This is a genomic window from Dactylosporangium darangshiense, from assembly GCF_039537565.1.
Taxonomy (GTDB): domain Bacteria; phylum Actinomycetota; class Actinomycetes; order Mycobacteriales; family Micromonosporaceae; genus Dactylosporangium; species Dactylosporangium darangshiense.
The window spans coordinates 1-26,851 of sequence record NZ_BAABAT010000022.1; the positions used below are offsets into that span (position 1 = coordinate 1).

Sequence of the window (26,851 nt, forward strand, 5' to 3'; positions counted from 1 at the left end):
CCCTCATCGTTCCCGGTATGGACCGGCTGACCAGGGTCGACCTGAAGGCCACCGTGGTGAGCGCGGCCGCCCGGAACGTCGTCACCCGCGACAGGGTGCCCGTCGGCGTCGACGCCGTCATCTGGTTCCGCGTCGTTGACCCGGTCAAGCGGTCCTCAATTGCCCGCGGGCTTGTCCGGCGCAAGTGGTCCGGCTGACCGGTCATCCCGGCCGACCGAGTGCAGGTGGTGCAGCGCCTCCCGGTGCGAATCCACCAGGCTGGTCGCCACGTACGGCAGGCCGCGGCTGACGCAGCACGCGCGCAAGCCACCGGTCGGGCACGGCGATCACGCTGCCGGGGTCTGGAGCGACCGTTGCCGCCGAAATACTCAGGGCCAAGTACCTTGGCCTGATGAAAGGCCTATCTCGCTATAAACTGCGGCGTTTCTCGCGGATCACAAAAGATCTTGGCAATACGGACTGAATTGGACTGGCGCCCACTCCGGATGTGGGACATCGTGGGGCTTGTGGCACAGACACCGCACAAGACCGACCAGGAACTGAAGACCGCCGTAATCGAGGAACTGCAATACACCCCGAGCATCGACGAAACCGGCGTCGAAGTGCAGGTCAACGACGGAACGGTGACGTTGTCCGGCGAGGTCGCCAGCCTGCCGGAACGTCTCGCGGCGAAGCACGCCGCCATGCGGGTCGGCGGCGTCAAGAATGTCACCAACAAGACGTCTGTCCGCGCTCCGATCACCTCCGGCGTCAACGATCAGGACATCGCGCAAGCCGCCAGCCAGATCCTTGCGTGGGCCGTCGACGTCCCGCCGAACGCGGTCACCGCACATGTTCGCGACCGCAAAGTCACCCTCTCGGGTGAGGTGACCTGGGAGTACCAGCGCAACGCTGCAGCGCGGGCGGTCATGTACCTCAAGGGCGTGACGCAGATCAGCAACGAGATCTCGCTCGGGTCGCAGCCGCCGACGACCGACACCAAGGCAGCGGTCGAGGCCGCGATGCGACGCAACGCCATGCTGAACCCGCGGTGGATCACGATCGACCTCGACGGATCCGAACTGACGCTGCACGGCAGCGTCGGGTCGTGGTCGGAGCTGCGCGAGGCCGAGCGATCCGCCTGGAGCGCCGCCGGCGTGACCAGCGTGCGGAACGAACTGCACATCGCGTCCTGACCCGGCTGTGATCAACGGCTGCGCCGGCCAACAGATCGTCGACGAACTCTGCGAGATCGAGCCCCCGCCCTGCTGTGGCGTGCGTTCCGCGGCGTGTGGCAGGAACCGCGCGTCTATACCCGGCCCGCCGGCGTGCCCGACACCCGGCCGCGCCCGTCCGCCCCGTCCGCGCGAGCCGCGGTGACCATGATCGGCGGCGCGCCGTGCCGGACGGCATCAGGGCCGGGATCCCCGCATCGATAAACCCGTACCGCGAAATTGCCCGTTCGGGCACAACACTCCACTGTAGACAGCGGCATGGGCTGCGCTGCTGCATCTTGGACGCCGGCGATTTTCCAGTCGCAACGCGGTATCGCGCGGCCGCCGCAGGACATGATCAGGCCGGGCCGGTCGCGCCGAGGTTCGTGGACGTGGTAGCCCGTTCAACGCGGTGCACCTCGATCGGCGGCCAACCTCGAGGGCCCCGCGTCCGTCAAGAACATCAAGCGCGCCATCATCACAGACGACGCGCCGGGTGCTCGATACACATGAATAACCTGCGAGGCAATTTTCCTTCGCCAGCATTGCCCGGATCAGGTGAATGGGGATCGCCGTCCAACCTCTCCGATCTTTCGGCCTCTCAGCTCCGCTGGGCTAATAGCTTCGCTCTCCCGCTTGTCCCGCAGGCGACTGCCACGCTACGCCGGAACCCGGCAGGTGCGGGGTGAGAGCTCGGGTGAAGCTGTGGGGCTCGAAGTCTGGTCCGAAGGCCGTGACGCGCGGCTTGCGCGAGGTCCACCGGACGGTGTCGACGATAATCCAGGCGGGGATACTTGACGGTGTCTGGATCCGCAGCAACAGCGATCCCAGCTGGATACGGGTTGGGTACGGCGTCTGGCGCCAGGTAGGTGTCCAATGCCGCAATTTTGGCTGGGGGCGCCGGGCGGGAGAGAGGCACAGCGCGTTCGGTGCTCGCGGAAGGGGCCGACGGTGGTTGACAACATCGAACTGATCATGCGATTTCACCCGGTGGGCGGTGAAGATGTCTCCGTGCTGAGCGCGGACTTCGGTGGACCGGAGGAGGCGCTGGACGCGATTGCCGGGGCTCTGGACGGGCGGCGCGGCTTGGTCTTGACCCATGCGAGGTACAACCGCGAGGCAAACGAGAATGGCGTGGTCATCAACCTCGCCAACGTGGTGTCCGTGCGGGTGTCGAAGACCGACAGCGACGCGACGGGCCAGTACCTGTAACGGCCGGTTCACCAGGACGAACGCCGGCACCCTGTGCCTCGTCCGCCGAGGCATAGTGGGGTTGCTTGCTGCCGCAAGTGCGGGCCCACGAGTCTCATAGCGGCAGAGCCTGGGATGCGGTCAGCGGGGTAAGTGCGCCGGAAACGCCGATCTCCGACCGGCCGATCAGTGTCATGGGGGGTCGTAGGCCCTTTTCTGGAGTAGGGGAAGTCACCGACACCCGTCGCGGTCATCGGCCGCGACCCTGCAACGCGGCCGAACCCTCAGCCAACCCGTGCCGTGCCACCTGGTGCGCCCGATCTTTCGTGCTGGTCGCTGCGGCCCACCGCATGCAGGTGGTGCAGCGCCTGCCGGTACGAGTCGGCCAGGCTGGTCTCCGCGTACGGCACGTCGTGGCTGAGGCAGAACGCATGTACCACCGGTTGAGCACGGCGCAGCGACGGGCGGGGCATGCTGGGGAACAGATGGTGCTCGATCTGGTAGTTCAGGCCGCCGAGGAGCAGGTCGATGAACCGTCCGCCGCGCACGTTGCGCGCGGTGAGGACCTGGCGGCGCAGGAAGTCGCTGTCGTCATCCCGGCTGAGGATCGGCATGCCCTTGTGGTTGGGAGCGAACGAACACCCCAGGTAGAGGCCGAACAGTCCTTGCTGGACGGCGATGAAGACCAGGGCCTTGAGCGGCGACAGCACCAGCAGGATCACGGTGAGGTACGCCGCCATGTGCAACGCGAGCAGCAGCGCCTCCGGCACCCGGTTGTGGTAGCCGCGGCGGGCCATCGCCTTGAAGCCGGATACATGGAGGCTCAGTCCCAGCAGCAGCGTCATCGGGAAGAACAGCGCACGCTGGTGACGGGCGAGGACACGACCCAGTCCGTGCCGGGCACCGGCCTGGGATCTGGTGTAGACGATGTTCTCGCCACCGATGTCTGGGTCGAGGCCATCCTGGTTGGGATGCGCGTGGTGGCGGTGGTGCTTGTCGACCCACCACCCGAATGCCAGCCCAATGGCCAGGTTGCCGTGCACCCAGCCGACCAACTGGTTAGCGCGCCGGGACCGGAAGATCTGCCGGTGCCCGGCGTCGTGGCCGATGAACCCGCTCTGGGTGAATGCCACCGCGAGGTATCCGGCGCTGAACAGCTGCCACCACGCGTCGCCGAGCAGCATGAACGCCGTCCACCCGGCGACGAGCATCAACAGGTTCGCAGTGATGTGTGCGATGTAGAAGACGGGGCGACGCTCAAGCAGCCCGGCCTGGCGGACCAGCCTCATCAGCTCCGCGTAGTCGCTGCCCCGGCGAGCCGACCCAGCGCGGACATGTTCGATGGTCAAGTCAACGGTGCTCACAGTGCCCTCCCGGCGACCGGCGATCACGCCGCCGAGGTCTGGAGCGACCGTTGCCGCCACAATACCCCGGGCCAAGGGTCGTGACGTGTCTGAGCGACGCGATCCCGTTCGCCTGCGGCGAGCCAGTCCGGCGAGCGTGCATCAATGGCCGGCGCCGGGAACAGCGGCGGCGCGGCCGTCGAGTTGGGTCATCGGTTCGCGGTTTGGCGACACGCTGCATGGCCGGCTCGCCGCGACGAAGGGATCAGCTAGTCGCGGCGCCGGCGGGCCAGGCGGCGCAGATGGGTGATGCGAGGGCTCGGGCAGGGCGGGCCGGGTTGACCGGCCGGCCGGACTGTTCGCACCGGACACGTCCGCAGGGCAACGATCGGTCGTGATCGGGCGTTCAGCAGTCCCACGGATCGCGCGACGGGCTTGTCGTGGTTCCTGGCGAGTCACGGGACCGTCGATCGCGACGGCAGGTGTCGGCGCCTGTGGCTTGCGGCGGAGTCAGCAGGCGTCGTGGCCCTCTCGCGTTGCCGCCCGACGCCGACGACAGGGCCTCGACGTTCGTGATCGGCCTGCCATGGCGCGTTTGACGTACTCGGGTAGCGCCAGGTCTTTGAGCTCGACCCGTGGTCCTGCACGCCCCACGGACCTTCGCCTGCCTGGGCGGTACGGCCCGGGCGGCGCCGCTGATGTGGTCGCGCATCCGAAGCGGTGCACGCATGACGATGCGCCGCCATGCGCGCACCGCTTCGCGGCTACTTCAGCCAGGCGGCACGGCGCACCAGCGGGATGGCGGCCCACCTGCGGCCCAACCCGAAGGTGTTACCGGCACCCGTGAGGGCGAGGACGATCAGGACGGCCGCGTAGATGAGGTGTTCGTCCATGAACGGGTTGTTGGCGGGGGGAAGCACGGCGGTCCACATCATGACGGTCAGCAGTGCGCCGCCTGCTGTGGCGAGCCGCATCGCGATGCCGAGGAGCAACGCGACACCGATGGCGAGCAGCGCCGCCATGAACAGCACATCGGTTCCGGTGGCGCCGGCGATGGCGTGGTACAAGCCGCTGAACGGGCCCTCAGCCGAGCCCAGGAATCCCTTCGTGGGGCTGCCGCCGTTGATCCAGGCATTCGCCGATGTGTTGGCGTAGCCCAGACCGAATGCCTTGTCGATGAACGCCCACAGGAAGATCCAGCCGAGGGCGACGCGGCTCCCGGCCAGCAGGTATCTGGTTGCTGTCGTGGACCGGCTTTCGGCAGTCGGGACGGCCACGGGTGCCGGCCCACGGCCGTCGATCGCCGGGCGGTTGCCGGTCCGGGCGGCCGGCCTCTGGTATTCCCTGAGCGTTAGCTGGGGAGCCGAAGCGGCGGTGCTACGGGTGGCGCCGTTGTGCTCGTCGGCGATGTCGACCATCGCGCTCACATTCCTTCATTTGGCCTGTGGATCGGGTTCCGCGGTGCGAACGCCCGCGGATCATGTCGAGGGTCAGCCGCCCCTCGGGCGGTCGGCTAGTCGGTCGGCGCGATGTCGGCGGTTGCGGGGTCCGTGCCGCCGGTGTCCAACCGGAACGGCGGGTAGGCGTCGGTCATCAACGACGTGTACGCGGCGACTCTGAGCACCCACCGGTTCAGGCCGAGGATGAAGTCGTAGAGGCCATGTGGGTAGCGGCCGGTGACGGCCAGGATGATCGCGGCGATCAGCACGAGGATCCCGATGAGGCCGCCGGCGGTCCAGCTGTAGTTCTGGGTGTCAGAGCGGAAGGCGAGCCAGGTACCTCCGCCGGTGAAGATGCCGACGATCACGAGGTGCGGCAGGGCCAGCAGCCACCACTTCACCAGGACCAGCCCACGCGAGAGGTGCTCGGGGTAGGGCACATACAACCGCGCCGGGTAGTCGCGGACATCGGTGAGTGTGAATTGCGGGTATTGGTCGGTGCCCAGCGCGCTGTAGGCGTAGTAGTTGACCCGCCAGGTCCACCGCAGCACACCGACGTTGAACTCGAAGATCGGCCGGGGGTACCGACCCGTGAACAGGATCGCGAAGAACGCGACCACGGACACCACGGCAAACGCGATCCACAGGAGCAGCAGCACGATGTAGTGCGGAATGGTCAAGACCCACTTCACCAGCCACAGCCAGCGTGACAGGTGCGAATCCAGGCGCGCATCCACGCGTACCGGATAGCTGGACGTTCCAGTCATGGTGGCCTACCTCCAACGGATGGACGGTCGCCCGGCGCGCGGGCGCGGGGCGCCCGACGGGAGCAGAAGGTTGTTGCGCGGGCCGGTCCGGAGGTCCGCGTGGGGGCGTACTTTCCCGACGGATACGCTGCACCGTCATCGCCGGTGACGATGTGCCGGTCGGGGTCCTCGGCCCTCGAACTCAGCGGCGCGGCGTCTGGCTGCCGTGGTCTCGGGCAGCGCACCCGGTGGGCGCAGGCCGTCAAAGAGATTGACGAACCAATCCACCGTTGACTGTACGCGCCTTTTGCCACCCCAGGCCGTGACGATCAGCTATTTCGACGCGGCGGGCTGCGCTGCGCGTCATGGGTGATTCGGGCGGACAGGCGTAGGGTGACAATGCCGCCCCGGACCTCGGTGGCTGACAGTCCATCGCCTGATGGACGCATCCCACTGATCGAGGTCAGCTCCGATGCCATACGTATGGATCGTCATCGCCGCCATCGTGCTCCTGCTCGTGCTTTCCCTTGCCGTGCGGGTCGTCAAGCAGTACGAGCACGGTGTGCTCTTCCGGCTCGGCCGGGTCATCGGTGTGCGGCAGGCCGGCCTCACCGTCATCATTCCGTTCGTCGACGTCCTGCAGCGGGTGAGCCTGCGCATCGTCACCATGCCGATCCAGTCGCAGGGCATCATCACCAAGGACAACGTCAGCGTCGACGTGTCCGCGGTCGCCTACTTCCGGGTTGTCGACGCGGTGAAGTCGGTGGTGGCCATCGAGAACGTCGGGGCGGCCATCAACCAGATCGCCCAGACCACCCTGCGCAAGGTCGTCGGGCAGCACACCCTCGACGAGACGCTGTCGGAGACCGACCGGATCAACGTCAACATCCGGGAGATCCTCGACGTCGCGACCGAGGAGTGGGGCGTGGTGGTCACGCTGGTCGAGCTGAAGGACATCCAGTTGCCGGAGAGCATGAAGCGGGCCATGGCCCGGCAGGCGGAGGCGGAGCGGGAGAAGCGCGCCAAGATCATCGCCGCCGAGGGCGAGGCAATGGCCGCGGACGCGCTCGGCAGCGCGGCGGACATCATGATGGCACATCCGCTGGCGCTGCAGCTGCGCAACCTGCAAAGCCTCGTGGAGATCGGCGTGGACAAGAACACCACTGTGGTGTTCCCGGCCCCGCTGATGAGCACAATCGGCGAACTCGGCGCGTTCCTCGCGCGAGAGGCCGAGGCCGCGGCGGTCCCGCGGCCCGATCCGCTGGATGCCTCAGAACTGCCGAACGGAAAGCCTCTCCTGTCTCCCGCACCGTGAACGACCTGGCCGCGTGACCGTTTGCCGACGCTTCCCGGTCGGGTCGATAGTCCGATGATTTGGAAGGTACGGATTTCTCCGTACGCATCCCGCCGGCCCGCTGCGGGCCGGCCACCTCAACTCAGTCCCCAAGGGGCCCCGCCATTTCCGGTTCCGGTCCCCGCAAACCCTTGCGACGTGATGGCGCGCCCGACACCGCCACCTTCGACGCCCGTCGAGAGAAGGTCAGCCATGCTTGCCACCGCGCCACACACCACCTTCGTTCCCTTCGGCTCCCCCGCACAGCCTCGACTCTCCCTCTCTTCGGGCCGAGTGTCCCGAGGGGTCCTCAACGGTGGGTGGTGGCCACGCTCCCGGGATCCCGCGGCGGAGCTGGCCGGGTTGGTCGTCGCGATCACCGACCATTACGGACCGATCCGCCGGCTGATCCTCAACAGTCACACCTGGGACACCGGCTTCGACCGCCTCGTGGTCGGCTCCGGCACGGTGCAGATCCGGTGGTTCAGCACCGCCGAACCAAGCCTCCTGGTCGCCATCACCGAGTCCGGCGATCAGGTCAACCTGCTCGTCGTGCCACCCCACGCCAGCGCGGCCACCGCCGGGACGGCGATGGCCAAAGCTGCCGACCCCGCCAACCGGCTGCACGCCCCCGCCATCCTCGCCGCGCTGTCGAACACACCCCTCACCGACGGCGGTTGAAGGTGCCGGCGGGCGTGGGGCGCCCCGCTGTTGCAACGCTGTTTCGAGCTCCACGGCCGTCGTCGACGGATCAGCATCCCGATGACCGGCACCGCAGCGTACGATTGGTCTAATCGAGAACCGGCGATCTCGACGTCCCGGCGCGGCTGGTCCGCGGCCGGGCTCGGAGGTGGTGTTCATGTCTGTCCAACCGCCCGATCACGGTGAACCCGCCGCGGCGGATGTTGCCCCGCCGATGACCGAACCCGCTGGCATCCCGGCAACGCCGGCCGCCCCGCGGCAGCTCACCGTGCCACGCACCCGGTGGGGTGCGGCCTGGGTGGGCGTCTGCGCCGCCACGCTGGCCCTGGTGTTGCTGATCGTGTTCATGCTGCAGAACACCCGCAGCGTCGAAGTCAGCTTCCTGTGGATGCACGGCACGCTGCCGTTGGCCCTGGCACTGCTGGTCGCTGGGGTCGGCTCAGCCATCCTGGCGATGGTGTTCGGCGCGGCCCGGATCACCCAGCTGCGCCGCCTGGCCCGCCGGCGCCGCGACTAGTCAATGGCCGAGAGGGGAGCAGGGCTCGGCTCGACCGGTACATGACTGGTTCAGCCGAGGCCGGTAACGCCCGGCCGTTGTTCGCGCAGGCCCGCTATCTGGGAGGCGAGACTCGCGTAGACCGGCCGGGGCTCCCGACTGGCCGCCCGCCCGAAGCCGCGTACGCCGTGAACGGGCGTAGGCTGAAGGTGCCGCTCCGGATCCCGGTGGCTGACGACCTGTGTGGTTGATCGATGCGTCCCACCGTCGAGGTCGTCTCTCACGCGCCGAATGTATGAATCGTCGTCGGTCCGATTCTGCTTCCTCATCAATGCCGGCGACGATCGGAAGTTACGCAATGGCAGTCAGGTACGGACTTCTCAGCACGCATCCGCCGACCCGCTGCGGGTTGGCCACCTTCAATGCCGCGCTGGCCGCGCAGTTGACCGTCGCTGACGGCTGGCCCGCCGGGATCGTCAGGGTCACCGCCGCCGACGAGGACCAACATCCCGGCCCTGGCGTGGTGCACACCTGGTCGGCGGGCAGCGTCGCCGGGTGGCTGGAAGCGGCGAAAGCGCTCAATGCCTTCGACGTCGCCATCGTGCAACATGAGTACGGCATCTACCCCGGACCCGACGGCGGGGACGTCCTGCCGTTGCTGCGCCGGCTCACCGTGCCCAGCATCGTGGTCCTGCACACCGTCCTGGCCGCTCCGACGTCCGGGCAGCGGGTGCTGCTGGAGGCCATCGCCGCCACCGCCGGCGCGGTCGTCACCATGACCGACACCGCCCGCAGCCGACTCCTGCACGGCTATGCCGTCGACCCCGCCAAGGTCGAGGTCATCCCGCACGGCAGCGCCGGGCATGCCGGCGCGGCGGTCGCGCGCCGGTCAGGGTCGCACATGCTCACGTGGGGCCTGCTCGGCCCGGGCAAGGGCGTCGAGTGGGCGCTGCGAGCCGTCGCGCTGCTGCAGAACATCGACCCGCCGCTGCGCTTCACCGTCGCCGGGCAGACCCACCCGAAGGTCATCGCCCGTCACGGCGAGGCATACCGGGCGGGCCTGCACCGCTTGGGAGCACAGCTCGGCGTCGCGCACGCCGTGGACTATCAGCCGCAGTACCACGACGAGGAGGCTCTGGGCACGCTCATCCGGTCGGCGGACGTGGTGGTCCTGCCGTACGACTCCCTCGAGCAGGTCACGTCCGGCGTGCTCACCGAGGCGGTCGCCGCCGGCATCCCGGTCGTCGCCACCACCTTCCCGCACGCCGTCGAACTGCTCAGCGATGGACGCGGGCTGCTCGTACCCCACCGAAACCCCGCCGCACTGGCGACCGCGATCCGGCGGGTCCTCACCGACCCCGCCATGGCCGCCCGGCTGTCCCGGCCTCGCGCACCAGCCCTACGCTGGCCCGCAGTCGCCGCGCGGTATGCGGCGCTCGCAGCCAGGCTCATCGCCGGATCAGCAATCGATGTCGGCCGTGCGGCCCGGCCCGCCCGGTCCCGGTCGTGAGCGACGCGCCGGCCACGTTCGTGTCGGATTCGCCACCGTCACCCTCGCCACGCTCGTCGCGGCGATGACAGCCGGGACCCCACGCCTGTGCGTTGACGTGGCGCTCCGCGCCCAACCTCTGCTGTCCGCGCCTTCGTCGCGTTCCGCCGGTTGCGGACCGACCGCCGCCCGGCCGTACCGCCCAGGCAGGCTGTCTCGTCGAGCTGGAGGACACCGCATGAACGAGTTCCAGACCATCGTCTTCGTCGTGCTCATCACGATCGGTGTCATCGGCTTGTTCACCGCCTCATGCGCAGTTCGCATCCTTCGACCGTACGAACGCGGCGTGGTGTTCCGTTTGGGCCGGTTGCACGGAGATGTCCGCGGCCCCGGGCCGACCCTCATCGTTCCCGGTATGGACCGGCTGACCAGGGTCGACCTGAAGGCCACCGTGGTGAGCGCGGCCGCCCGGAACGTCGTCACCCGCGACAGGGTGCCCGTCGGCGTCGACGCCGTCATCTGGTTGCGCGTCGTTGACCCGGTCAAGGCGGTCCTCAACATCGGCAACTATCGGCACGCGGTCTCCGAGATCGCGGAAGCCTTGCTGTGCACCGCTGTCAGCTGCGCCGGCCTCGATGATCTCCTGTCCAGCCGGGACGACGTCAACATCGATCTCACCAACGCCATCAACGTCGTCACCGAAGGTCCGTGGGGCGTGCAGGCCCAACGGGTCGAGCTCAAGGACATTGTGCTGCCCGAGTACGTGAAACGCGCCATGGCGTGGCAGACCGCTCACGAGCGTCGGGGCCCTGTCGTCGGCGCCGACCGGCAACGCGAGTGGTCCCCGGCACCGGCTGCATCCACTGCAAGCCGCACGCGCCGGCAACTGCCGGTCCCGGTCGACGGCTCCCGGGCTCGCCGCCAGGAGTCACAGCAGCCCGTCGTACGTTCGCTGTGGGACTGCTGATATCGCAGGTGCCGTCAGGAACCTCGATCGGGGCATCGCGTCGTTCTCGTGCTGCGGGCGTAGAGTTGAATTTGGCGCTCGAGACCCCGGTGACCGAAATATGCACCGCCGACGGACCACGGTCGGCGCAGCACGGACCGAGTCACGCCGACGCAAAGCGGCAGGTTCCCACACCGGTCACCTCTCGGTGGCAGCCGCAGGTCGGGAGAGGGGCCAGTCATGTTCACCGCCGCCCAACGCGTCACCGTCGTCCCGCCAGGACCACCGACCCAGCCACGGCTGTCGCTCACCGCCGTGCGGGCCACGCGAGCCGTCCTCGACGGCGGGTGGTGGCCTCGCTCCCGGGACCCGGTGGCGGAACTGCCGGGGTTGATCCTGGCGCTGAACGAACGGTACGGACCGATCCGTCAGCTGATGCTCAACAGCGGCACCTGGGATGGCCAGTTCCGGCGCATCGCGGTCGGCACCCGCGTGGTGCGCGCCGGGTGGTTCAGCACCGTCGACCCCGGCATGCTGATCGCCACCACCGAGCGCGGCGACCAGATCGACCTGCTCGTCGTGCCCCCAGAGGCCGACGCCGCCACCGCAGCCACCGCCATGGCAACGGCCGCCGACCCGGCCAACCAGCTGCGCGCTCCGGCCCTCCTCGCCGCGTCCCGCACCGCACCAGCCGCCGAACGCAATGAAGGCGTCGACCCAAGCACGGTGTGGGACAACGAAGGCGGCCACAGCGCCCGGGAGCCCTCGCGCCGGCATGTCCCAGCCGAGCCGGCGAACGCCTCGTGACCTGCGTTCGGAGCCGCCGGTGCGACCCGATCGAGGTTCTGCAGATGCTCGCCCCCGGGGGCAAGGTCGTCGTCACGGCCTTACGAGGGTTAGCTTGCGCTGGTGGCGCGTAGTGGTTGGCCCACGTGGTGGAGGTGGTGCAGGGCCTGCGCGTAGGAGCGCAGCAGGGTGGTCTCGCAGTACGACACGTCGTGCTGCTGGCAGAACGACCGCACGAGCGGCTGGGCCCGGCGCAGGTTCGGCCGGGGCATGCTGGGGAACAGGTGGTGCTCGATCTGGTAGTTCAGGCCGCCGAGGGCGAAGTCGACGAGCCAGCCGCCGTGGACGTTGCGGGCCGTGAGTACTTGCCGGCGCAGGAAGTCGGTCCGGTCGTCGGTGGCGTTGACCGGCATGCCCTTGTGGTTGGGCGCGAACGAGCACCCCAGGTACAGGCCGAACAACCCTTGCTGCACGACGATGAACGCGGCCGCCTTCAGCGGTGAGAGCACCAGCAGTACGGCGGTCAGGTAGCCGGCGGCGTGCAGGGCGAGCATCAGCGTCTCCCCAGCGCGGTGGCGCAGCCGGCGACCCGTCAGAGCCTGGACGCTGGACACCTTGAGTTGTACCGCCTCCAGCAGCAGCAGGGGAAAGAACAGGTAGCGCTGATGGCGGGCGATGAACCGGGTTAGCGGGCCCCGTTTGGCGCGGGCCTGCCGCGTGGTGAACGCCAACGCGCCGATGTCCATGTCCGGGTCCTTGTCCTCCTGGTTGGGATGGGCGTGGTGGCGATTGTGCTTGTCCACCCACCAGCCGTAGCTCAGCCCGATGGCCAGGTTGCCGTGCACGAGACCGACCAGGTCGTTGGCGCGTTTCGAGCGGAAGATCTGCCGGTGCCCTGCGTCGTGGCCGAGGAACCCGATCTGGGTGAATATCACAGCCAGGGACGCGGCGACTGTGAGCTGCCACCAAGAGTCGCCCAGCACCGCGAAGACGATCCACGCCGCGACGAAGAATCCGCCGGTCACCGCGATCCTCGTCAGGTAGTAGCCGACTCGCCGCTCCAGCAGGCCGGCGGCCTTGACCTGGCGCAGCAGGTCGGCGTAGTAGCTGCCGGGTGCCGCCGCACGCTGTGTGTCATCGCCGCGACGGGGTGGGATGGTCGATGCTGCCGTTGTTGCCATTGGTGGACCTTTCCGGTGCGCATCCTGATCCTGCGGATGATGCGTCGCCCGGGGTCCGGGGGCCGACCATTGCTGATTCGCCGTTCACCACACCAGGCGGTGGTCCTGCCTGCGCGGGCCGTCGTCCATTTCGACGCTAGCACTTGCAGGCTTCGACGCCACAGCGGCGACGTCGGGCCGCAACGGCGGCGGTTGCCGTCGCAGTTGCCGCTCCATGGCGGCCGCCGCATGTGCCCGCCGTACGCAGCGACGAGAGGTACCCGCGTTGGCGTAGACGCGGCGCTGGTCAGGAACGTTCGATGATCTGGTCGGCGGGCAGACGGGGCGCGTGGGGTGGTCCGGGGTCGGCTGGGTCGATGGCGCCGAGCCGCAGTACCAGGTACGGGTATCCGGTGCTGCGAAGTATCACGCGCAGCGCTTGGTGGGTGGTGAGCACTTCGACCGGGGCGCTGTGTGGCAGGACGGAGACGCCGTGCTCGGCGGCGGTGAGCCAGGCGGCGGACAGCGCTTCGCCGGCGCGGAGCCAGTCGCCGGGTTCGTCGGCTGGGCCGTGGAGCACGGCGAAGATTGCCGCTGTGTCGTGCTCGGCGCTGCCGGTCAGGTCGTCGTGGTGGCCGAGATCGCGGCCGGGGACGGTGGACCGGGTGGCGCGGGCCGGGATCGCAGGGTCGGGGATGCCGGGCCCCGCCGGCCGATCGCCGCCGGTCCAGTAGGCCAGGTCGGCGCGCCAGGCGGGTTCGCCGGCTTCGGCGCGTCGGGCGTGGTCGGCGGCGCCGGCGAGCTCGAAGACCTGGTCTGCAGACAAGGTGTGCAGCCAGGTGCCCTCCGCCGTGACGGCCGCGGTGATGGCCGCCAGATCCGGCGGGCCGACCGGTGTGCCGGTGACGGGATGCCGGTCGGTGCGCCGCCACGGGACGGTCCGCAGATGCAGGACCGCGGGCAGCTCGATCGGCGAGCGTCGGTCGACGTGCAGCCGGACGAGATGGTCGGGGTCGGCCTCCTCCGGCATCCGGATCACCGTGGCATGCCAGCCGTGCGCGGCCAACGAGACCCGGGCATGGTGCACCGCGACGCCGCAGCTCAAGGTCGCGAGCCGGGTGGCGGGGTCGGTGCCGTCGCGGATGCGGCTGCGTTCGAGGTACAGATCGAGGGTGTTGCCGGTGAGCCGCCACCGCCACGGCTGGGTGTTGTGGATCGACGGCGCGTATCCGGCCGTCATGGCCGCCTCAACCAGTGCGTGAGCCACGGCCCGGGCGTCGGAGGGACGTGTCGGAGCGTCGTTGGACATGATGGACATCCTTCCGATGTCGGTGACGTCGTTCTCGGTCATGCTGTCGGCTCGACCGAGGCGACGAAGCCGATCCGGAGTCTGTTGAGGGACCCCCGCAACAGCCGGGAGACATGCATCTGCGAGATGCCGAGCTCGGCGGCGATGGCGGCCTGGGTCATCTCGTCGGAGAACCGCATGGCAAGGATGCGCCGCTCGCGCAGCGGCAGCGCCGCGACGAGCCGGCCGAGCTCCCCATGTGACAGCCGCTCGTCGATGCGGGCAAAGCGCGGGTCGATGCGGCCGATCAGATCGACAAGTTCAATGTTGTCATTGCCGGTGCCGGGCCCGTCGAGCGACTGCAGGCGGTACACGTGCGAGGCGATGATCGCGTCCGAGAGTGCATCGACATCGACGCGCAGGTGGGCTGCGAGCTCGACGGCCGTCGGGGTGCGACCACGCAGCTGCTCGAGGTACCCGGTCGCCTCTCGCAGGCCGAGCACCAGTTCCTGCGTGGGGCGCGGGACACGCATGCCCCACGCGGTGTCCCGGAAATGCCGTTTGAGCGCACCGACGATCGTCGGGACGGCGTAGCCGACGAACGGTGCGAGCCGGTCCGGGTCGTAGCCGTCGACCGCTTTGACCAGCGCCATCGCGGCGACCTGCGCGAGGTCGTCGGGGCGCTCGCCTCGGCCGGCGTAGCGCTGCGCCAGCCGGTAGGCCAGCGGCAGGTTCGCCTCGATCGCCCGTGCACGCAGCGGTCCCCGATCAGGATGACCGGCCGGTAGATTCCTGCGGGCACGGAGCAGCTGTTCCGTGGTCACCGCCCGATCGGCCCGAAGACCTCTTCTTGCCGGAGCAGCAATGTGGACGGTCGGTGTCATGAGAAGATTCATAGATATCAACGCCCCCTTCGGTGTAAGGTCGCGGCGAGCTTTGGGACGCTGTATCGCCGCGATGAGTGCGGTGAGGGTGACGGTGGCGAAGCCGACGCTGATGTTGCCGGCTCCGCAAGGCAGTCAAAGGGCGCCGTCGTGGCCGAGGTTCGAACGTGGACGACGACTACGCCCAGGCCGACGGGACCGGCTTTCCATTCGGTACTCCGGGGACCTTCAACGGGTCCGAGCCGGCCGACGCAGACAGCGCGGCAGCGGTGGCCTCCGGAGCCAGGATGACAATTCATGCATATCGCACGAGAGACGACCTCGATCGGTGGAACGCGTCCATCAACGACGGACTGTCGGCCACCGGGGTCCGGAGCAGCGCCTTCACCCTACGCCCGTTCACCCCGATTGCACCCGACCGGAAACGAGCGCTCCGAAGATCCCGCTGCCCGCGCTCGCGTAGAACGAGCGCGGGCCGGGCTGGGATCCGCCGATCCGGCCGCCTCGGCCTGGGTTGGCCGGACCGGCGGAGGACTGGCTACTTCACCGACCCCGCCATGACGCCCTGCACGAAGTACCGCTGGAACGCGAAGAACACGATCAGGGGCAGCAGCATCGACAGGAACGCGCCCGGCGCGATCACGTCGACGTTGGAGGAGAACGTGCCCATCTGTTCCTGCAGGACGTAGGTGATGGGCTTGCTGGACGCGCCGGCGAAGACCTTCGCGACCAGCAGGTCGTTCCAGACGAACAGGAACTGGAAGATGGTCAGCGAGGCGATCGCCGGCCAGCCGATCGGCAGCACCACCCGGGTGAAGATCGTGAACTCGGTGGCGCCGTCCATGCGGGCTGCCTCGAGCAGGTCTCGGGGGATGCCGATGAAGAAGTTGCGGAGCAGGAAGATGGCGAACGGGAGCCCGAACGCGACGTGGAACACGACCACGCCGGTGAGCGTGCCGAAGATGCCGAGCGCGCCGAACAGCTTCGCGTCGGGGATGATCGCCATCTGGATCGGTACCACGATGAGCGCGACCACGACGGCGAACAGCGTGTCGCGGCCGCGGAAGTCCAGCCACGCCAGGGCGTAGGCGGCCAGCGCACCGATCGCCACGACCAGGACGGTGGACGGCACCGTGATGAGCACGCTGTTCCACAGCCCGCCGACCATGTCGCCGTTGTTCAGGAGGTTGGCGTAGTTGGCCAGGGTGAGTTCGCCGGGCTTCGTGAAGACGTGCCACCAGCCCGTGGCGGCGCTGGCCGAGGCCGGGCGCAGGCTGGCCACCAGCAGGCCGGTCGTCGGCAGCAGCCAGATCAGCGCGATGAGCACGACGGTCGCGTACATCAGGCCACCGCCGAGCCGCGCGACGATCCGGGACACGATGCTGCGCCTCGGCGGGCCGGTCACCGCGGTGCCGGCCGGTTCGATCGTCGGCACCCTGGCTGTGGATACGAAGCTCATCGGTCCCTGTCTCCTCGCAGCCTGCGGACGTTGTACAGCATGGCGGGCAGTACGAGTACGAAGAGCAGCACCGCCAGCGCGCTGCCCAGTCCGGTGTTCTGCCGCGCGAAGGCGGTCTGGTACATCTGCAGTGCCACGACGTTCGCGCGGTCCTGGGTCGCCGGGTCCGGCGCCAGGATGTACACCAGGTCGAAGATCTTCAGCACGTTGATGACCAGCGTGACCAGCACGACCACCAGCACCGGGCGGACCAGCGGGATGGTCACTCGCCGGAACACCTGCCACTCGGTGGCGCCGTCGACCCGGGCGGCCTCCAGCGCGTCGCGCGGGATGGCCGACAGGCCCGCCGAGATCAGCACCATCGCGAAGCCGGCCCAGATCCAGATGTACGCGGCGATGATCGCGGGCGTCACGATGCTGCCGCCGAGCCAGGTGACCCCGTTGAACGGGGGCGCGAAGTTCGCCGCGGCCAGCCGGATCGTGTAGCCGTCGCCGGTGAGCTGGGGGAACGCGAAGCCCCCCGCCGGATCGGTCCGGGTCGTGGCGAGCACCTTCCCGTCCCGTACCGCCTCGACAACCATGCCGGGCAGGCCCTTCTCCCCCGCGTCGACGGCGCCGGAGCGGCCGCCGCCGCCGCGGCTGAAGTCGAGCCAGACCACGCCCCGCAGGCCCGTTGCGGGGAGGTCGGGCGCCGCATCGACCGCCTCGGCCGGGATCCGGTCGGGTGGCAGGCCGACCATCGGCAGCAGGACCGGCGCGGTCGTGGCGGCGGGCTTCGCAGTCTGCACCGTGCCGTCGACGCTCACCAGGCCGGCCTCGTCGCGCGGGCTCGTCCCGTAGTACTTCGACGGCGGCTTGAACGCGTCGTGGATCGACACGATCGCGGCGTTGAGCGCGCCGCGGTCCTTGTCCGCCTGGTACACCAGGGTGAACGTGACGCCGGCGGCGAGGAACGAGATGGCCATCGGCATGAACAGCACGGTCTTGAAGGCGGTGGCCAGCCGGATCCGCTCGCTGAGCACGGCGAACAGCAGCCCGAGCGCGGTGACCACCGTCGGGGCCACGACGACCCAGATGACGTTGTTGATGATGGCCCGGCGGGTGGCCGGCCCGGTGAACATCTCGACGTAGTTGTCCAGACCGACGAAGCGGGTGCTGTCGGCGTTGAAGAAGCTGTACCAGACCGTGGCGACGATCGGGTACGCCACGACGGCGGCCAGGATGACCAGCGCCGGGCCGAGGAAGAGCGCCGTGATGAGGCCGGGAACCTCCCACCGGCGCCCTCCCCGCCCCCGTTGCGACGGCTTGCCGTCCGGCGCGTCCGGCCGGCGGGCGAGGGCGCCGCCCCGGACCGGTTGGCCGGTCAGCCGACCCCTGTTCCCTGCTGCCGGTACGGCCCTGAACGTGCCTGCCGGCTCGGACGCGCGCGCCATCAGTTGCTCCCGAAGTCCTTCTTGGCCGCGTCTTCGAGCTTGCCCGCCAGGGCGTTCGCATCCATCGTCGGGTTGCCGAGGAAGTCCTGGAGCAGCTTCCATTCGTCGGCGTTGGTGCCGCCGCCGAACGATGCCGGGGCGAGGTCCGACATGTCGAACTTGATGACGTCGGCGCTGATGACCAGGTTGGCCAGTCCGCGCACTGTAGCATCAGGGTACGCCGATGGATCGGCGGTCTTGTTCGGCGTGATGAACCCGCCGCCCCTGGCGAAGATCTCGGCCGACTCCTTCGAGGCGAGGTAGGCCATGAGCGCCGTCGTCGCCTTGTCGTCCTTGAGCGCCACCGCCTGGTCGCCGCCGACCACCACGGACGGCTTGGCGCCCTTGATCGACGGGAAGGGCAGGTACTTGGCCGTGTCGCCCACCTTGTACTTGCCGGCCTTGGTGATCTCCGAGCCGACGAAGTCGCCCTCGCACAGGATGGCGGCCTTGGGCTTCTCGCCGAACACCTCGGCGACGGACTGCGAGAAGTCGATCTTCAGCGCGCCGGCGTTGCCGCCGTCGATCATCCGCGGCGTCGACCACAGCTGCCCGATGATCTTCAGCGTTTCCACCACGGTCGGGTCGGTCCACGGGATCTGGTGCTTGGACAGCTTGTCGTAGTTGTCCGGACCGCCGACCTGGATGTACACGTTCTCGAAGAAGTCGGTCAACGTCCAGGCCGACGCGCCGGGCACCGCGAACGGCGTGATGCCGGCGTCTGCGAGGGTCTTGGCCGCGGCGCCGAACTCCTCCCAGGTCTTCGGATCCTTGATGCCGGCCGCGGCGAAGGCGTCGGTGCGGTACCAGCAGATCGACTTCTGTGCGGCCTTGAGGTAGAAGCCGTACATCTTCCCGTCGACCGTGCCGAGGTCCTTCCAGGCGGGGCTGTAGTTCGCGGTGACCGCGTCGAGCGCCTCGCCACTGAGGGGCTTGAGGTTGCCCTTCTTCGCCAGTTCGGCGACCGTGCCGGGCTGCGGGACGAGCGCGATCGACGGCGGCGTGCCGCCGGAGATCTTCTGGTTGAGAAACGACGCGACGTCGTCGCCGGCGGAGGTGTAGACGGTCTTGACGCCGGTCTTCTTCTCGAAGTTCTCGAGCACCTTCTTGAAGTTGGCCTGCTCGACGCCCGACCACTTCGCCACGACCTCGACGGTGCCGCTCAGCCCCCCGGTTGCGGATGGTTCGGACGCGGTGCCCTCGCAGCCGGCGGCGGCCACTGCCACCGCGGCCAGCGCCGCGCAGAGCTGTGCCCTACGTGCCATGAAACGGTCTCCTTCTTGCCGGGGTGTCATAACGGTCGGAACCCGCGCCGGGCCCAGCGAGGGCGTTGGCGGTCGTTCGCGCCGCGGGTCACGCGGATCACGGGATCGACCGGCCGGTGTCCAAGTCGAATACGTGCAGGCGAGCGGTGTCGACGGCGACCTCGACCAGCTCGCCCTTGCGAACGCGGGAACGCGGGCTGAACCTGGCGACGAGCTCGGTCAGCGGCCCTGCCGTGCCGACCGGTTCGACCGGGTCGAGGCCGGCGTCGCGGGCGAGCTCGCGGGTCTCGTCGGTGACGACGCCAGGCACCGCGACCCGCAGGTGCACGAGCAGTTCCGAGCCGAGCGCCTCGACAAGGTCGACGGCGCCGTAGAGCACCGCGCCGTCGGCCGGCGCCAGACTCGCGTCCTGCATGTCCTCGGGCCGGATGCCGACGGCGACCGGGCGGTCGAGGTACGCCCGCACGCCCGGCCGGTTGCGCAGCAGCGCCGGATCGACCCGCAGGTGCTGGTCGCTGATCTGCAGCTCCACGTCCTGCGCCGAGGTCGTGAAGACGCCGGTGACCAGGTTCATCGCGGGCGAGCCGATGAAGCCGGCGACGAACACGTTGGCCGGCCGGTCGTAGAGCTCCTGCGGAGCGGCCACCTGCTGCAGCACACCCTTGCGCATGACCGCCACGCGGTCGCCGAGCGTCATCGCCTCGGTCTGGTCGTGTGTGACGTAGATGGTCGTGACGCCGAGCCGCCGGGTGGTGCGCGCGATCTCGGCCCGCATCTGCACCCGCAGCTTGGCGTCCAGGTTGGACAGCGGCTCGTCCATGAGGAATGCCTGCGGCTCGCGGACGATCGCGCGCCCCATCGCGACCCGCTGGCGCTGCCCGCCCGACAGGGCCCGTGGCCGGCGGCGGAGGTGGTCCCGCAGCCCCAGGGCGGCTCCGGTCGCGGCGACCCGGCGCTCGATCTCGGCCCCGGGCACCTTGCGCAGCCTCAGGCCGAAGGCGATGTTGTCGTAGACGTCGAGGTGCGGGTAGAGCGCATAGCTCTGGAACACCATCGCGATGTCGCGGTCGCGCGCCGGCACTCGGTTGACGACGCGGCCGCCGATGCTGACGAGTCCCGCATCGATGTCCTCGAGCCCGGCCACCATGCGCAGCGCGGTGGTCTTGCCGCAACCGGACGGACCGACGAGCACGAGCAGCTCGCCGTCGGCGATCTCGAGGCTCAGCCCGTCGACAGCCCGTGTCCCGTCGGCGTACACCTTGCTCACCTCGTCGAGCCTGACCTCCGCCACGGACCACTCCCGATCTGCTGGGTTCGTCTGGATTCGTCCGACGGCCGCCACGCGTTCACAGAAAGGCCGTGACGTCGACCGAATCGAATGGTGTGGCGAGTGTTGTCGCGTTCACGAGGCGGTGACCAGACCGCATAACGATCCGCAACAGAAACGACGACTTCCTCACAAGATCGCAACTCGGATCCGGGAAAGACTCGCCGTTGATGTCCGCTTCGCCCCGAATATCGGGGCTCCGCTTCCTGCATAAAGGCGCCCAAGAGCCGCAGCCGTTTCGGCGACGCATTCATTTTTGCAGCATCCGGGCCGGAGCCAAAATCAGTGAGCGGAGATTTATCGTATCGTGACTCTCCTCCGGCGCATTTCCTGGCACGGTAGACGCCAACCTGTCGGGACCGCCCACGACCGGTTACGGCCCCGACCCCGGGGCCATCCCGAACGTTTCCCGCGCACCGCTGCCCCACCCCGCCTATTGCGCCACCGCCGATGCCGCCGCGTGTGCCTGCCGCCAGCCCAGGGGGTCGAGAGGAGTACACCGTGGCGCCACCGCCAGCCGACCCGCGGCGACCGGCCGCTGGCATCGCCGTGGGCGGCTCCGGCCGCCCAGGGGGCTCGAACAGCCCGGCCATCGCGCCACTGACGGGCTACACGGTGGCGCTGGCGACGGAGCAGCGCCGACCGGCGATCGCCGCGCCACTGGAGGAGGCCGGCGCGAAGGTGGTCGCCGTGCAGGCCCTGCGGATCGTCGCCCAGCCTGACGAGGACGAGTTGCGCGCGGCCACCGAGCAGTGCCTGGCCGCGCCGATCGAGGAGCTCATCGTCACGTCGCCCTTCGGGTTCCGCAGCTGGCTCGCGGCGGCCCAGCGGTGGCATCTCGCCGACCGACTGACCGCCGCGTTCGGCCGCGCCCGGCTGCTGGCCCGTGACGGCGCATCGGCCGACAGCCTGCGCGAGCTCGGCCTGCGCGAGATCTGGTCGACCGCCGCCGCCTCGACCGAGGAGCTGCTGCGGTACCTGCTCGCGCATCCGGTCGCGGGCCGGCGCATCGTGGTGCAGGTCGACACGCCGTCGCTGCGCGACGTGTGCCGGGCCCTGCGCCGGCAGGGCGCCGACGTGGTGGAGGTGTCGACCTATCGCGCGTTCCCGCCGAACCACGCCGAGCAGCTGCGGCGGCTGGTCGACCAGGTGATCCGCTGGCAGATCGACGCGATCGCGCTGACCAGCCCGGAGGCGACCGGGAGCCTGCTCGAGCAGGCCGAGCGCGACCGGCGGCTGCCGGAACTGCTCAACGCACTGTGCGAAGAGGTGAGCGCCGTCTGCCTCGGCCCGGTGACCGCGGCGGCGCTGGTCGCCCAGGGGGTGCGACCCCTGGTCGGGCCGGTCGGCTACACCGACGACCTCGTGGCGACGCTGATCACCGCGCTGCCGGCCAACGCCGTGCGGGTGAGCCTGGGATCGCACCAGGTGGAGATCCGGGGGCAGGCGGTGATCGTCGACGACCGGCTGATCCCGGTCCAGCCGGTCCCGATCGCGGTGCTGCGAACCCTGGCCCGCAGTCCGGGCCGCGTGATGTCGTGCGCCGACATCCGCCGCAACATGCCGACCGGCGCGTCGGTCGACGACCACGCCATCGAGATGGCGATATCGCGCCTGCGCCGGGCCCTCGACGGCACGCAGCTGATCCACACGGTCATTCGCCGCGGCTACCGGCTCGCGTCATGACCAGGTGCCACCCATCCGCCCTCGCGACCGCCGGTCGACGATGACCGGCCGTCCGCGCGGCAGCCTCGCCACGCCACGACGGGACAACCCCATGACGCGACAGCGCACTTCGCAACCGCCGGCAGCCCGACCGATCGAGAAAGACTGGTACAGGCGCGCGGTGTTCTACGAGGTCCTCACGCAGGCCTGCTTCGACTCCGACGACGACGGCGTCGGCGATCTGCTGGGACTGGTGTCCAAATTGGACTATCTGCAGTGGCTCGGCATCGACTGCATCTGGCTGCCGCCGTTCTACGACTCGCCGCGCCGCGACGGGGGCTACGACATCCGGGACTACTACACGATCTGCGCGGAGTACGGCACGATCGACGACTTCGTGACGTTGCTCGACGAGGCGCACGCCCGCGGTATCCGGGTCATCACCGACCTCGTGCTCAACCACACCTCCGACAGCCACCACTGGTTCCAGGAGTCGCGGCGGGACCCGGCCGGACCCTACGGCGACTTCTACGTGTGGAGCGACACCGACACCGGCTATCCCGACGCCCGGATCATCTTCGCCGACACCGAGCCCTCGAACTGGACGTTCGACCCGGTCCGGCAGCAGTTCTACTGGCACCGGTTCTTCCACCACCAGCCGGACCTCAACTACGACAACCCCGCCGTCGCCGACGCGATGCTCGACGTGGTGCGGTTCTGGCTCGGCCTCGGCATCGACGGCTTCCGGCTCGACGCGGTGCCGTACCTGTTCGAGCGCGAGGGCACCGACTGCGCCAGCCTGCCGGAGACGCACGAGTACCTTAAACGCATCCGGAAGATCGTCGACGACGAGTACCCCGGCAGCGTGCTGCTCGCCGAGGCCAACCTGTGGCCGACCGACCTCGTGGAGTACTTCGGCGACGCCGGCACCGGTGGCGACGAGTGCCATATGGCGTTCCACTTCCCGCTGATGCCCCGCATCTTCATGGCGGTGCGCAAGGAGTCCCGAGCGCCGCTGTCGGAGATCCTCGCCCAGACGCCGACGATCCCCGACGGCTGCCAGTGGGGCACGTTCCTGCGCAACCACGACGAGCTCACCCTGGAGATGGTCACCGACGAGGAGCGCGACTACCTCTACGCCGAGTACGCCCACGATCCGCGCATGCGGCTCAACCTCGGCATCCGGCGGCGGCTGGCTCCGATGCTGGGCAACGACCGCAACCAGATCGAGCTGTTCACGTCGCTGCTGCTGTCGCTGCCGGGCGCGCCGGTCATCTACTACGGCGACGAGATCGGCATGGGCGACAACGTGTACCTCGGCGACCGCGACGGCGTACGCACCCCGATGCAGTGGAACGTCGACCGCAACGGCGGCTTCTCCAGATGCGATCCGAGCCGTCTGTACCTGCCGATGAACAACGGCTGGGTGTACGGCTACCAATCGGTCAACGTCGAACGCCAGCGCCAGGAACCGGCCTCGCTGCTGCACTGGACCCGCAAGATGCTCGCGATCCGCAAACGGCACACCGCGTTCGCCCTCGGCGAGCTGACCAACCTGGGCGGCTCCAACGACGCGGTGCTCGCCTTCCTGCGGGAGTACCACGACGAATCCACCGACGAGGTGCTGTTGTGCGTGCACAACCTGTCCCGGCACCCGCAGCCGGTGCAGCTCCCGCTGGGATCCCGGTTTCACGGTCACACGCCGGTGGAGCTCACCGGCGACACCCGGTTCCCCGGCATCGGCCTGCGACCGTACCTGCTGACCTTGCCGGGCTACGGCTCATACTGGTTCCGCATCCTCCCACCGAACCGGCGCCGGCGGCCCGACCATGTCCGATGACGGCGATATGTCGATGCCAACGTCGGAGCAGGACCGCAGGACGAAGTCGGGTCCCTCCGGGCCGCGCCGGACGATGGTGTTGTTCCGGAAGCGGATGCCGTGCGTGCTGCTCGCGTCGAGTGCGGGCACACCGTCGAGCACGAAGCGGTTCTCCGCCACGACCACACCGTGGTGGACCGGATGCTCGCCGTCGCATCGGGTGTTGCGCGGATCGAGGAAGATCGCCGGCCCGCCCGGTTCGATGAACTCGTTGCCACGGATCGTCAGGTCGTGCACCGGCCCGGACTCCCACCACTCGTCGGCGTCGCAGGAGACGTAGATGCCGGCCATGCCGGTGCGCTCGAACCGGTTCTCCTCGATCAGCACCGCGCGCCGGGTGGTCACCAGTACCCCGCGCGTGGGGACGTTGCGGAAGATGTTGCGTGCGATCAGCACGCTCGGCGTCCGGGTGACGTTCTCCACCGCGGTCCAGCCGGCGAGACCGCCCGGAAGGTCCGCGTCGACGGTCACGACGATGGTGCGCAGGGGCTGGTCGTGGGCGCGACCGCTCGGCTGCCGCACGTCGTGCACCGTGGCCGAGGCGACCGCCCGGAGCGTGGCGCGATCGATGAGCTCGATCTGTTCACCGAGCGAGAACTGGGGAAAGCCGGCGGTCTCGGCGTGCGGGTACTGCAGTTCGAGCGTGCGGAGGTCCGGCTGCCCGGTGACCCGCAGGTAGCTGCCGTGGACGTTGATCGCATCGTCGTGCGGCCCGTCGAAGAGGCAGTCACGCACGACCGCTCGCCCCGAACAACCGGAGAACTGCACGAAGTCGGCGAAGCCGGCGCTGTGCCGCCCGCTCTGCGCCGGGGCCTGGAACTCGCAGCCCTCGACGGTGACGTCCCGGCTCGTCTGGGCGACCACGCCGAACCCGTGCAGGAAGCGCAGCCGCAGCCGCTGCAGCGTCACGTCGGTACTGTCGAGCACGAGCCCGCCGGGGTGGTCGCGGGTCGTCGACCGCATCGAGTAGACGAGCCCCAGGTCGGCCGGTTCCTCGGCGTGCTCGTAGTCGATGCGGATGTCGCGCTCCCCCACCAAGCGGATCGAGCGGACCAGGTCGAAGAGGGGGTTCGGGCCACGCCACGTCCGCTGACGGGCCGGATCGTGGATCTGGGTGTACTCGAGCGCGTCGCGCCCGGACCAGGCGACCCCGCCCGAGCCGAGCACTTCGCCGTGCCAGCGGATCGAGGTGCCTTCGACGGAGAACAGCGTGGCCGGGGGCACCCGGATCAGCCGGTAGGCCCGGCCCGCCGTGACGCCCGCGCCGGCCACGGTGGCATCGACGACCGTCGGCACCGCGACGTCGAACTCGAGCCCCTCGATGCGCACCCGCGACGAGTCGATGACGGCGAAGGCGGTCTGCAGCCCGTGCAGGACGAGACGGGCGCCCTCCCCGGCGAGGACAAGATCGTCCGTCCCCTCCACGAGCAGCGCGATCGACTTGACGCGGTGCCGCGGGTCGTCCCCCACCGTGTTGGAGACGTACAGCTCACGGCGCTGCGCGCCGTCCGGCCACACGTGGTAGTCGCCCGGCGGGAAATGCAGCAGCACCGGGCCCGCCGCAGCACCCGCCGCGCGCAGCGCCGCCCGGATCGCCGGCGCGGCATCGGCATGGTGCAGGCCGGGATGCGCCCCGAAGTCGGTGACGTCGAGCAGCGCCGTCACGCGACTCTCCTGTCCTCGATCGCGTCGCGGTCCCAGTCGATGCCGAGCCCGGGGGTGCTCGGAGCAAGAGCGTGGCCGTCGACGACGGCGATCTCGGACCGGGTCACCGCCCGCAGCTGCGGGATGTACTCGAGGTATCGGCTGTTGGGCACCGCGGCGCACAGGCTCACGTGCAGCTCCATGAGGAAATGCGGGCACACCGCCACGTTGCACGCCTCTGCCAGGTGGGCGACCTTGAGCCAGGGGGTGATCCCGCCGATCCGGGCGACGTCGACCTGGATGATCCCCGCGGCCTGGCGGCGCACGTACTCGGCGAACTGCCCGATCGAGTACATCGACTCGCCCACGGCGATCGGGATGCTCGTCGAGCGGGCGAGCAGTTCGTGCCCGGCGACGTCGTCGGCGGGCAGTGGCTCCTCGAACCAGGCGAGCCCGTACGGCTCGAGCAGCCGCGCCCGGCGGATCGCCTCCGCCGCGGTGAGCGACTGGTTGGCGTCGACCATCACGTCGAGCCGGTTGCCGACGGCGGCTCGCACGGCAGCGATCCGCTCGGCGTCCTCGGCCGGGTCGGGCTTGCCCACCTTCAGCTTGACCCCCGGCCACCCGGCCGCCTGGGACGCTGTCGCCCCGGCGACCAGCTCCTCGGTGCTGAGGTGCAGCCAGCCGCCCTCGGTGTCGTAGAGCGCAATGCGGTCCTTGGCCCCGCCGGCCAGCACCCACAGGGGCAGGCCGGCGGCCTTGGCGCGCAGGTCCCACAGTGCGGTATCGATTGCGGCCAGGGCCAGTGAGGTGATCGCGCCGACGGCGGTGGCGCGGGTGCTGGCGTAGAGCTCACGCCAGACCGCCTCCACCCGGGCCGCGTCCAGGCCGATCAGGCGGGGCACCAGGTGGTCGCGCAGGAGCGCGAGCACGGCGGTGCCGCCGGTGCCGATGGTGTACGAGTAGCCGGTGCCCTGCCGGCCGTCGCCCGTGCGGACCTCGACGAACACCGTCTCCTGCTTGAGGAACGCCTGCACCGCATCGGTACGGACGGTCTCGACGGCGATATCGACCAGGTACGCCTCGGCATGCGTGATCGTGGACGTCACTACGGTTCTCCTCGAGGACTCGCCGGCACGTCGCG

The 26,851-nt window shown here is 69.4% G+C and carries 23 protein-coding genes; 11 read left to right on the plus strand and 12 right to left on the minus strand.

All coding sequences use genetic code 11. The features are described from left to right. From ABD901_RS32835 to ABD901_RS32845, 3 genes are all read left to right on the plus strand, one after another. On the plus strand, window positions 1–197 hold a 197-nt coding region (locus ABD901_RS32835; protein ID WP_345132734.1), incomplete at its 5' end, for an SPFH domain-containing protein. Between the two features lie 288 nt (window positions 198–485). Next, a complete protein-coding gene (locus ABD901_RS32840) occupies window positions 486–1,175 on the plus strand; it encodes a BON domain-containing protein (RefSeq protein ID WP_345132736.1) in 690 nt (229 codons plus the stop codon). Window positions 1,176–2,144: 969 nt separating this feature from the next. After that, window positions 2,145–2,405, plus strand: a complete 261-nt coding sequence (locus ABD901_RS32845) for a hypothetical protein (RefSeq protein WP_345132738.1) — start codon at window positions 2,145–2,147, stop codon at window positions 2,403–2,405. Between the two features lie 263 nt (window positions 2,406–2,668). On the opposite strand, the gene ABD901_RS32850 is transcribed toward ABD901_RS32845, so the two are convergent. From ABD901_RS32850 to ABD901_RS32860, 3 genes are all read right to left on the minus strand, one after another. Further along, entirely contained in the window at window positions 2,669–3,673 is a 1,005-nt protein-coding gene (locus tag ABD901_RS32850) for a fatty acid desaturase family protein (protein WP_345133030.1), read from the minus strand. Window positions 3,674–4,491: 818 nt separating this feature from the next. Next, on the minus strand, window positions 4,492–5,145 hold the full coding sequence (locus ABD901_RS32855) for a DoxX family protein (protein ID WP_345132740.1): 654 nt from the start codon (window positions 5,143–5,145) through the stop codon (window positions 4,492–4,494). Between the two features lie 95 nt (window positions 5,146–5,240). After that, window positions 5,241–5,933 carry a DUF4389 domain-containing protein gene (locus ABD901_RS32860; protein ID WP_345132742.1) on the minus strand — a complete coding sequence of 231 codons (693 nt, stop codon included), beginning with the start codon at window positions 5,931–5,933 and terminating at the stop codon, window positions 5,241–5,243. Between the two features lie 451 nt (window positions 5,934–6,384). Between ABD901_RS32860 and ABD901_RS32865 the strand changes: the two genes are divergently transcribed. The 6 genes from ABD901_RS32865 to ABD901_RS32890 all read left to right on the plus strand — a co-directional run bounded on the left by ABD901_RS32865 (window position 6,385) and on the right by ABD901_RS32890 (window position 11,685). Further along, complete coding sequence (locus ABD901_RS32865; RefSeq protein ID WP_345132745.1) at window positions 6,385–7,227, plus strand: slipin family protein; 843 nt, start codon at window positions 6,385–6,387, stop codon at window positions 7,225–7,227. A gap of 231 nt (window positions 7,228–7,458) precedes the next feature. After that, the gene (locus ABD901_RS32870; protein WP_345132747.1) at window positions 7,459–7,926 is read left to right on the plus strand and encodes a DUF5994 family protein; all 468 of its coding nucleotides are present in this window, start codon (window positions 7,459–7,461) and stop codon (window positions 7,924–7,926) included. A gap of 235 nt (window positions 7,927–8,161) precedes the next feature. Beyond that, on the plus strand, window positions 8,162–8,464 hold the full coding sequence (locus tag ABD901_RS32875; RefSeq protein WP_345132749.1) for a lipopolysaccharide assembly protein LapA domain-containing protein: 303 nt from the start codon (window positions 8,162–8,164) through the stop codon (window positions 8,462–8,464). A 337-nt stretch (window positions 8,465–8,801) separates the two neighbouring features. Continuing rightward, complete coding sequence (locus ABD901_RS32880) at window positions 8,802–9,953, plus strand: glycosyltransferase (RefSeq protein ID WP_345132751.1); 1,152 nt, start codon at window positions 8,802–8,804, stop codon at window positions 9,951–9,953. A 217-nt stretch (window positions 9,954–10,170) separates the two neighbouring features. Then, window positions 10,171–10,899, plus strand: a complete 729-nt coding sequence (locus ABD901_RS32885; RefSeq protein ID WP_345132753.1) for an SPFH domain-containing protein — start codon at window positions 10,171–10,173, stop codon at window positions 10,897–10,899. Between the two features lie 219 nt (window positions 10,900–11,118). Then, a complete protein-coding gene (locus tag ABD901_RS32890) occupies window positions 11,119–11,685 on the plus strand; it encodes a DUF5994 family protein (RefSeq protein WP_345132755.1) in 567 nt (188 codons plus the stop codon). 89 nt (window positions 11,686–11,774) lie between these two features. Here ABD901_RS32890 and ABD901_RS32895 read toward each other — a convergent pair whose 3' ends face one another. The 7 genes from ABD901_RS32895 to ABD901_RS32925 form a co-directional block, all read right to left on the minus strand. After that, complete coding sequence (locus ABD901_RS32895; RefSeq protein WP_345132757.1) at window positions 11,775–12,845, minus strand: fatty acid desaturase family protein; 1,071 nt, start codon at window positions 12,843–12,845, stop codon at window positions 11,775–11,777. Window positions 12,846–13,131: 286 nt separating this feature from the next. Continuing rightward, complete coding sequence (locus ABD901_RS32900; protein WP_345132760.1) at window positions 13,132–14,175, minus strand: Acg family FMN-binding oxidoreductase; 1,044 nt, start codon at window positions 14,173–14,175, stop codon at window positions 13,132–13,134. Continuing rightward, entirely contained in the window at window positions 14,172–14,936 is a 765-nt protein-coding gene (locus ABD901_RS32905; protein ID WP_345132762.1) for a sigma-70 family RNA polymerase sigma factor, read from the minus strand. Before ABD901_RS32905 ends, ABD901_RS32900 begins: the two co-directional genes overlap by 4 nt. Window positions 14,937–15,534: 598 nt before the next feature. Further along, complete coding sequence (locus tag ABD901_RS32910; RefSeq protein ID WP_345132764.1) at window positions 15,535–16,455, minus strand: carbohydrate ABC transporter permease; 921 nt, start codon at window positions 16,453–16,455, stop codon at window positions 15,535–15,537. Then, the gene (locus tag ABD901_RS32915; protein WP_345132766.1) at window positions 16,452–17,888 is read right to left on the minus strand and encodes an ABC transporter permease subunit; all 1,437 of its coding nucleotides are present in this window, start codon (window positions 17,886–17,888) and stop codon (window positions 16,452–16,454) included. The genes ABD901_RS32910 and ABD901_RS32915 overlap by 4 nt, the downstream gene beginning before the upstream one ends. Next, window positions 17,888–19,192: an ABC transporter substrate-binding protein gene (locus ABD901_RS32920; protein WP_345132768.1), complete on the minus strand. Its 1,305-nt coding sequence runs from the start codon at window positions 19,190–19,192 to the stop codon at window positions 17,888–17,890. Before ABD901_RS32920 ends, ABD901_RS32915 begins: the two co-directional genes overlap by 1 nt. Window positions 19,193–19,289: 97 nt before the next feature. Next, entirely contained in the window at window positions 19,290–20,483 is a 1,194-nt protein-coding gene (locus tag ABD901_RS32925; protein ID WP_345132770.1) for an ABC transporter ATP-binding protein, read from the minus strand. 537 nt (window positions 20,484–21,020) lie between these two features. On the opposite strand from ABD901_RS32925, the gene ABD901_RS32930 reads away from it, so the two are divergent. Together ABD901_RS32930 and treS are read left to right on the plus strand one after the other, a co-directional pair. Further along, the gene (locus tag ABD901_RS32930; protein WP_345132772.1) at window positions 21,021–22,205 is read left to right on the plus strand and encodes a uroporphyrinogen-III synthase; all 1,185 of its coding nucleotides are present in this window, start codon (window positions 21,021–21,023) and stop codon (window positions 22,203–22,205) included. A 160-nt stretch (window positions 22,206–22,365) separates the two neighbouring features. Next, window positions 22,366–24,024, plus strand: a complete 1,659-nt coding sequence (gene treS, locus ABD901_RS32935; RefSeq protein ID WP_345132774.1) for a maltose alpha-D-glucosyltransferase — start codon at window positions 22,366–22,368, stop codon at window positions 24,022–24,024. Here the strand turns inward: treS and ABD901_RS32940 are convergent. Together ABD901_RS32940 and ABD901_RS32945 are read right to left on the minus strand one after the other, a co-directional pair. After that, window positions 23,965–25,728: a right-handed parallel beta-helix repeat-containing protein gene (locus ABD901_RS32940; protein WP_345132776.1), complete on the minus strand. Its 1,764-nt coding sequence runs from the start codon at window positions 25,726–25,728 to the stop codon at window positions 23,965–23,967. The genes treS and ABD901_RS32940 overlap by 60 nt on opposite strands. Then, window positions 25,725–26,816, minus strand: a complete 1,092-nt coding sequence (locus ABD901_RS32945) for a mandelate racemase/muconate lactonizing enzyme family protein (RefSeq protein WP_345132778.1) — start codon at window positions 26,814–26,816, stop codon at window positions 25,725–25,727. Before ABD901_RS32945 ends, ABD901_RS32940 begins: the two co-directional genes overlap by 4 nt. Between the last annotated feature and the right edge of the window lie 35 nt (window positions 26,817–26,851).

Coding starts and splice junctions, on each gene's coding strand:
- ABD901_RS32840 (WP_345132736.1), top strand. CDS start 486: ATGTGGGACATCGTGGGGCTTGTGGCACAGACACCGCACAAGACCGAC.
- ABD901_RS32850 (WP_345133030.1), bottom strand. CDS start 3,673: ATGAGGCTGGTCCGCCAGGCCGGGCTGCTTGAGCGTCGCCCCGTCTTC.
- ABD901_RS32855 (WP_345132740.1), bottom strand. CDS start 5,145: ATGGTCGACATCGCCGACGAGCACAACGGCGCCACCCGTAGCACCGCC.
- ABD901_RS32860 (WP_345132742.1), bottom strand. CDS start 5,933: ATGACTGGAACGTCCAGCTATCCGGTACGCGTGGATGCGCGCCTGGAT.
- ABD901_RS32865 (WP_345132745.1), top strand. CDS start 6,385: ATGCCATACGTATGGATCGTCATCGCCGCCATCGTGCTCCTGCTCGTG.
- ABD901_RS32870 (WP_345132747.1), top strand. CDS start 7,459: ATGCTTGCCACCGCGCCACACACCACCTTCGTTCCCTTCGGCTCCCCC.
- ABD901_RS32875 (WP_345132749.1), top strand. CDS start 8,162: ATGACCGAACCCGCTGGCATCCCGGCAACGCCGGCCGCCCCGCGGCAG.
- ABD901_RS32880 (WP_345132751.1), top strand. CDS start 8,802: ATGGCAGTCAGGTACGGACTTCTCAGCACGCATCCGCCGACCCGCTGC.
- ABD901_RS32885 (WP_345132753.1), top strand. CDS start 10,171: ATGAACGAGTTCCAGACCATCGTCTTCGTCGTGCTCATCACGATCGGT.
- ABD901_RS32890 (WP_345132755.1), top strand. CDS start 11,119: ATGTTCACCGCCGCCCAACGCGTCACCGTCGTCCCGCCAGGACCACCG.
- ABD901_RS32895 (WP_345132757.1), bottom strand. CDS start 12,845: ATGGCAACAACGGCAGCATCGACCATCCCACCCCGTCGCGGCGATGAC.
- ABD901_RS32900 (WP_345132760.1), bottom strand. CDS start 14,175: ATGACCGAGAACGACGTCACCGACATCGGAAGGATGTCCATCATGTCC.
- ABD901_RS32910 (WP_345132764.1), bottom strand. CDS start 16,455: ATGAGCTTCGTATCCACAGCCAGGGTGCCGACGATCGAACCGGCCGGC.
- ABD901_RS32915 (WP_345132766.1), bottom strand. CDS start 17,888: ATGGCGCGCGCGTCCGAGCCGGCAGGCACGTTCAGGGCCGTACCGGCA.
- ABD901_RS32920 (WP_345132768.1), bottom strand. CDS start 19,192: ATGGCACGTAGGGCACAGCTCTGCGCGGCGCTGGCCGCGGTGGCAGTG.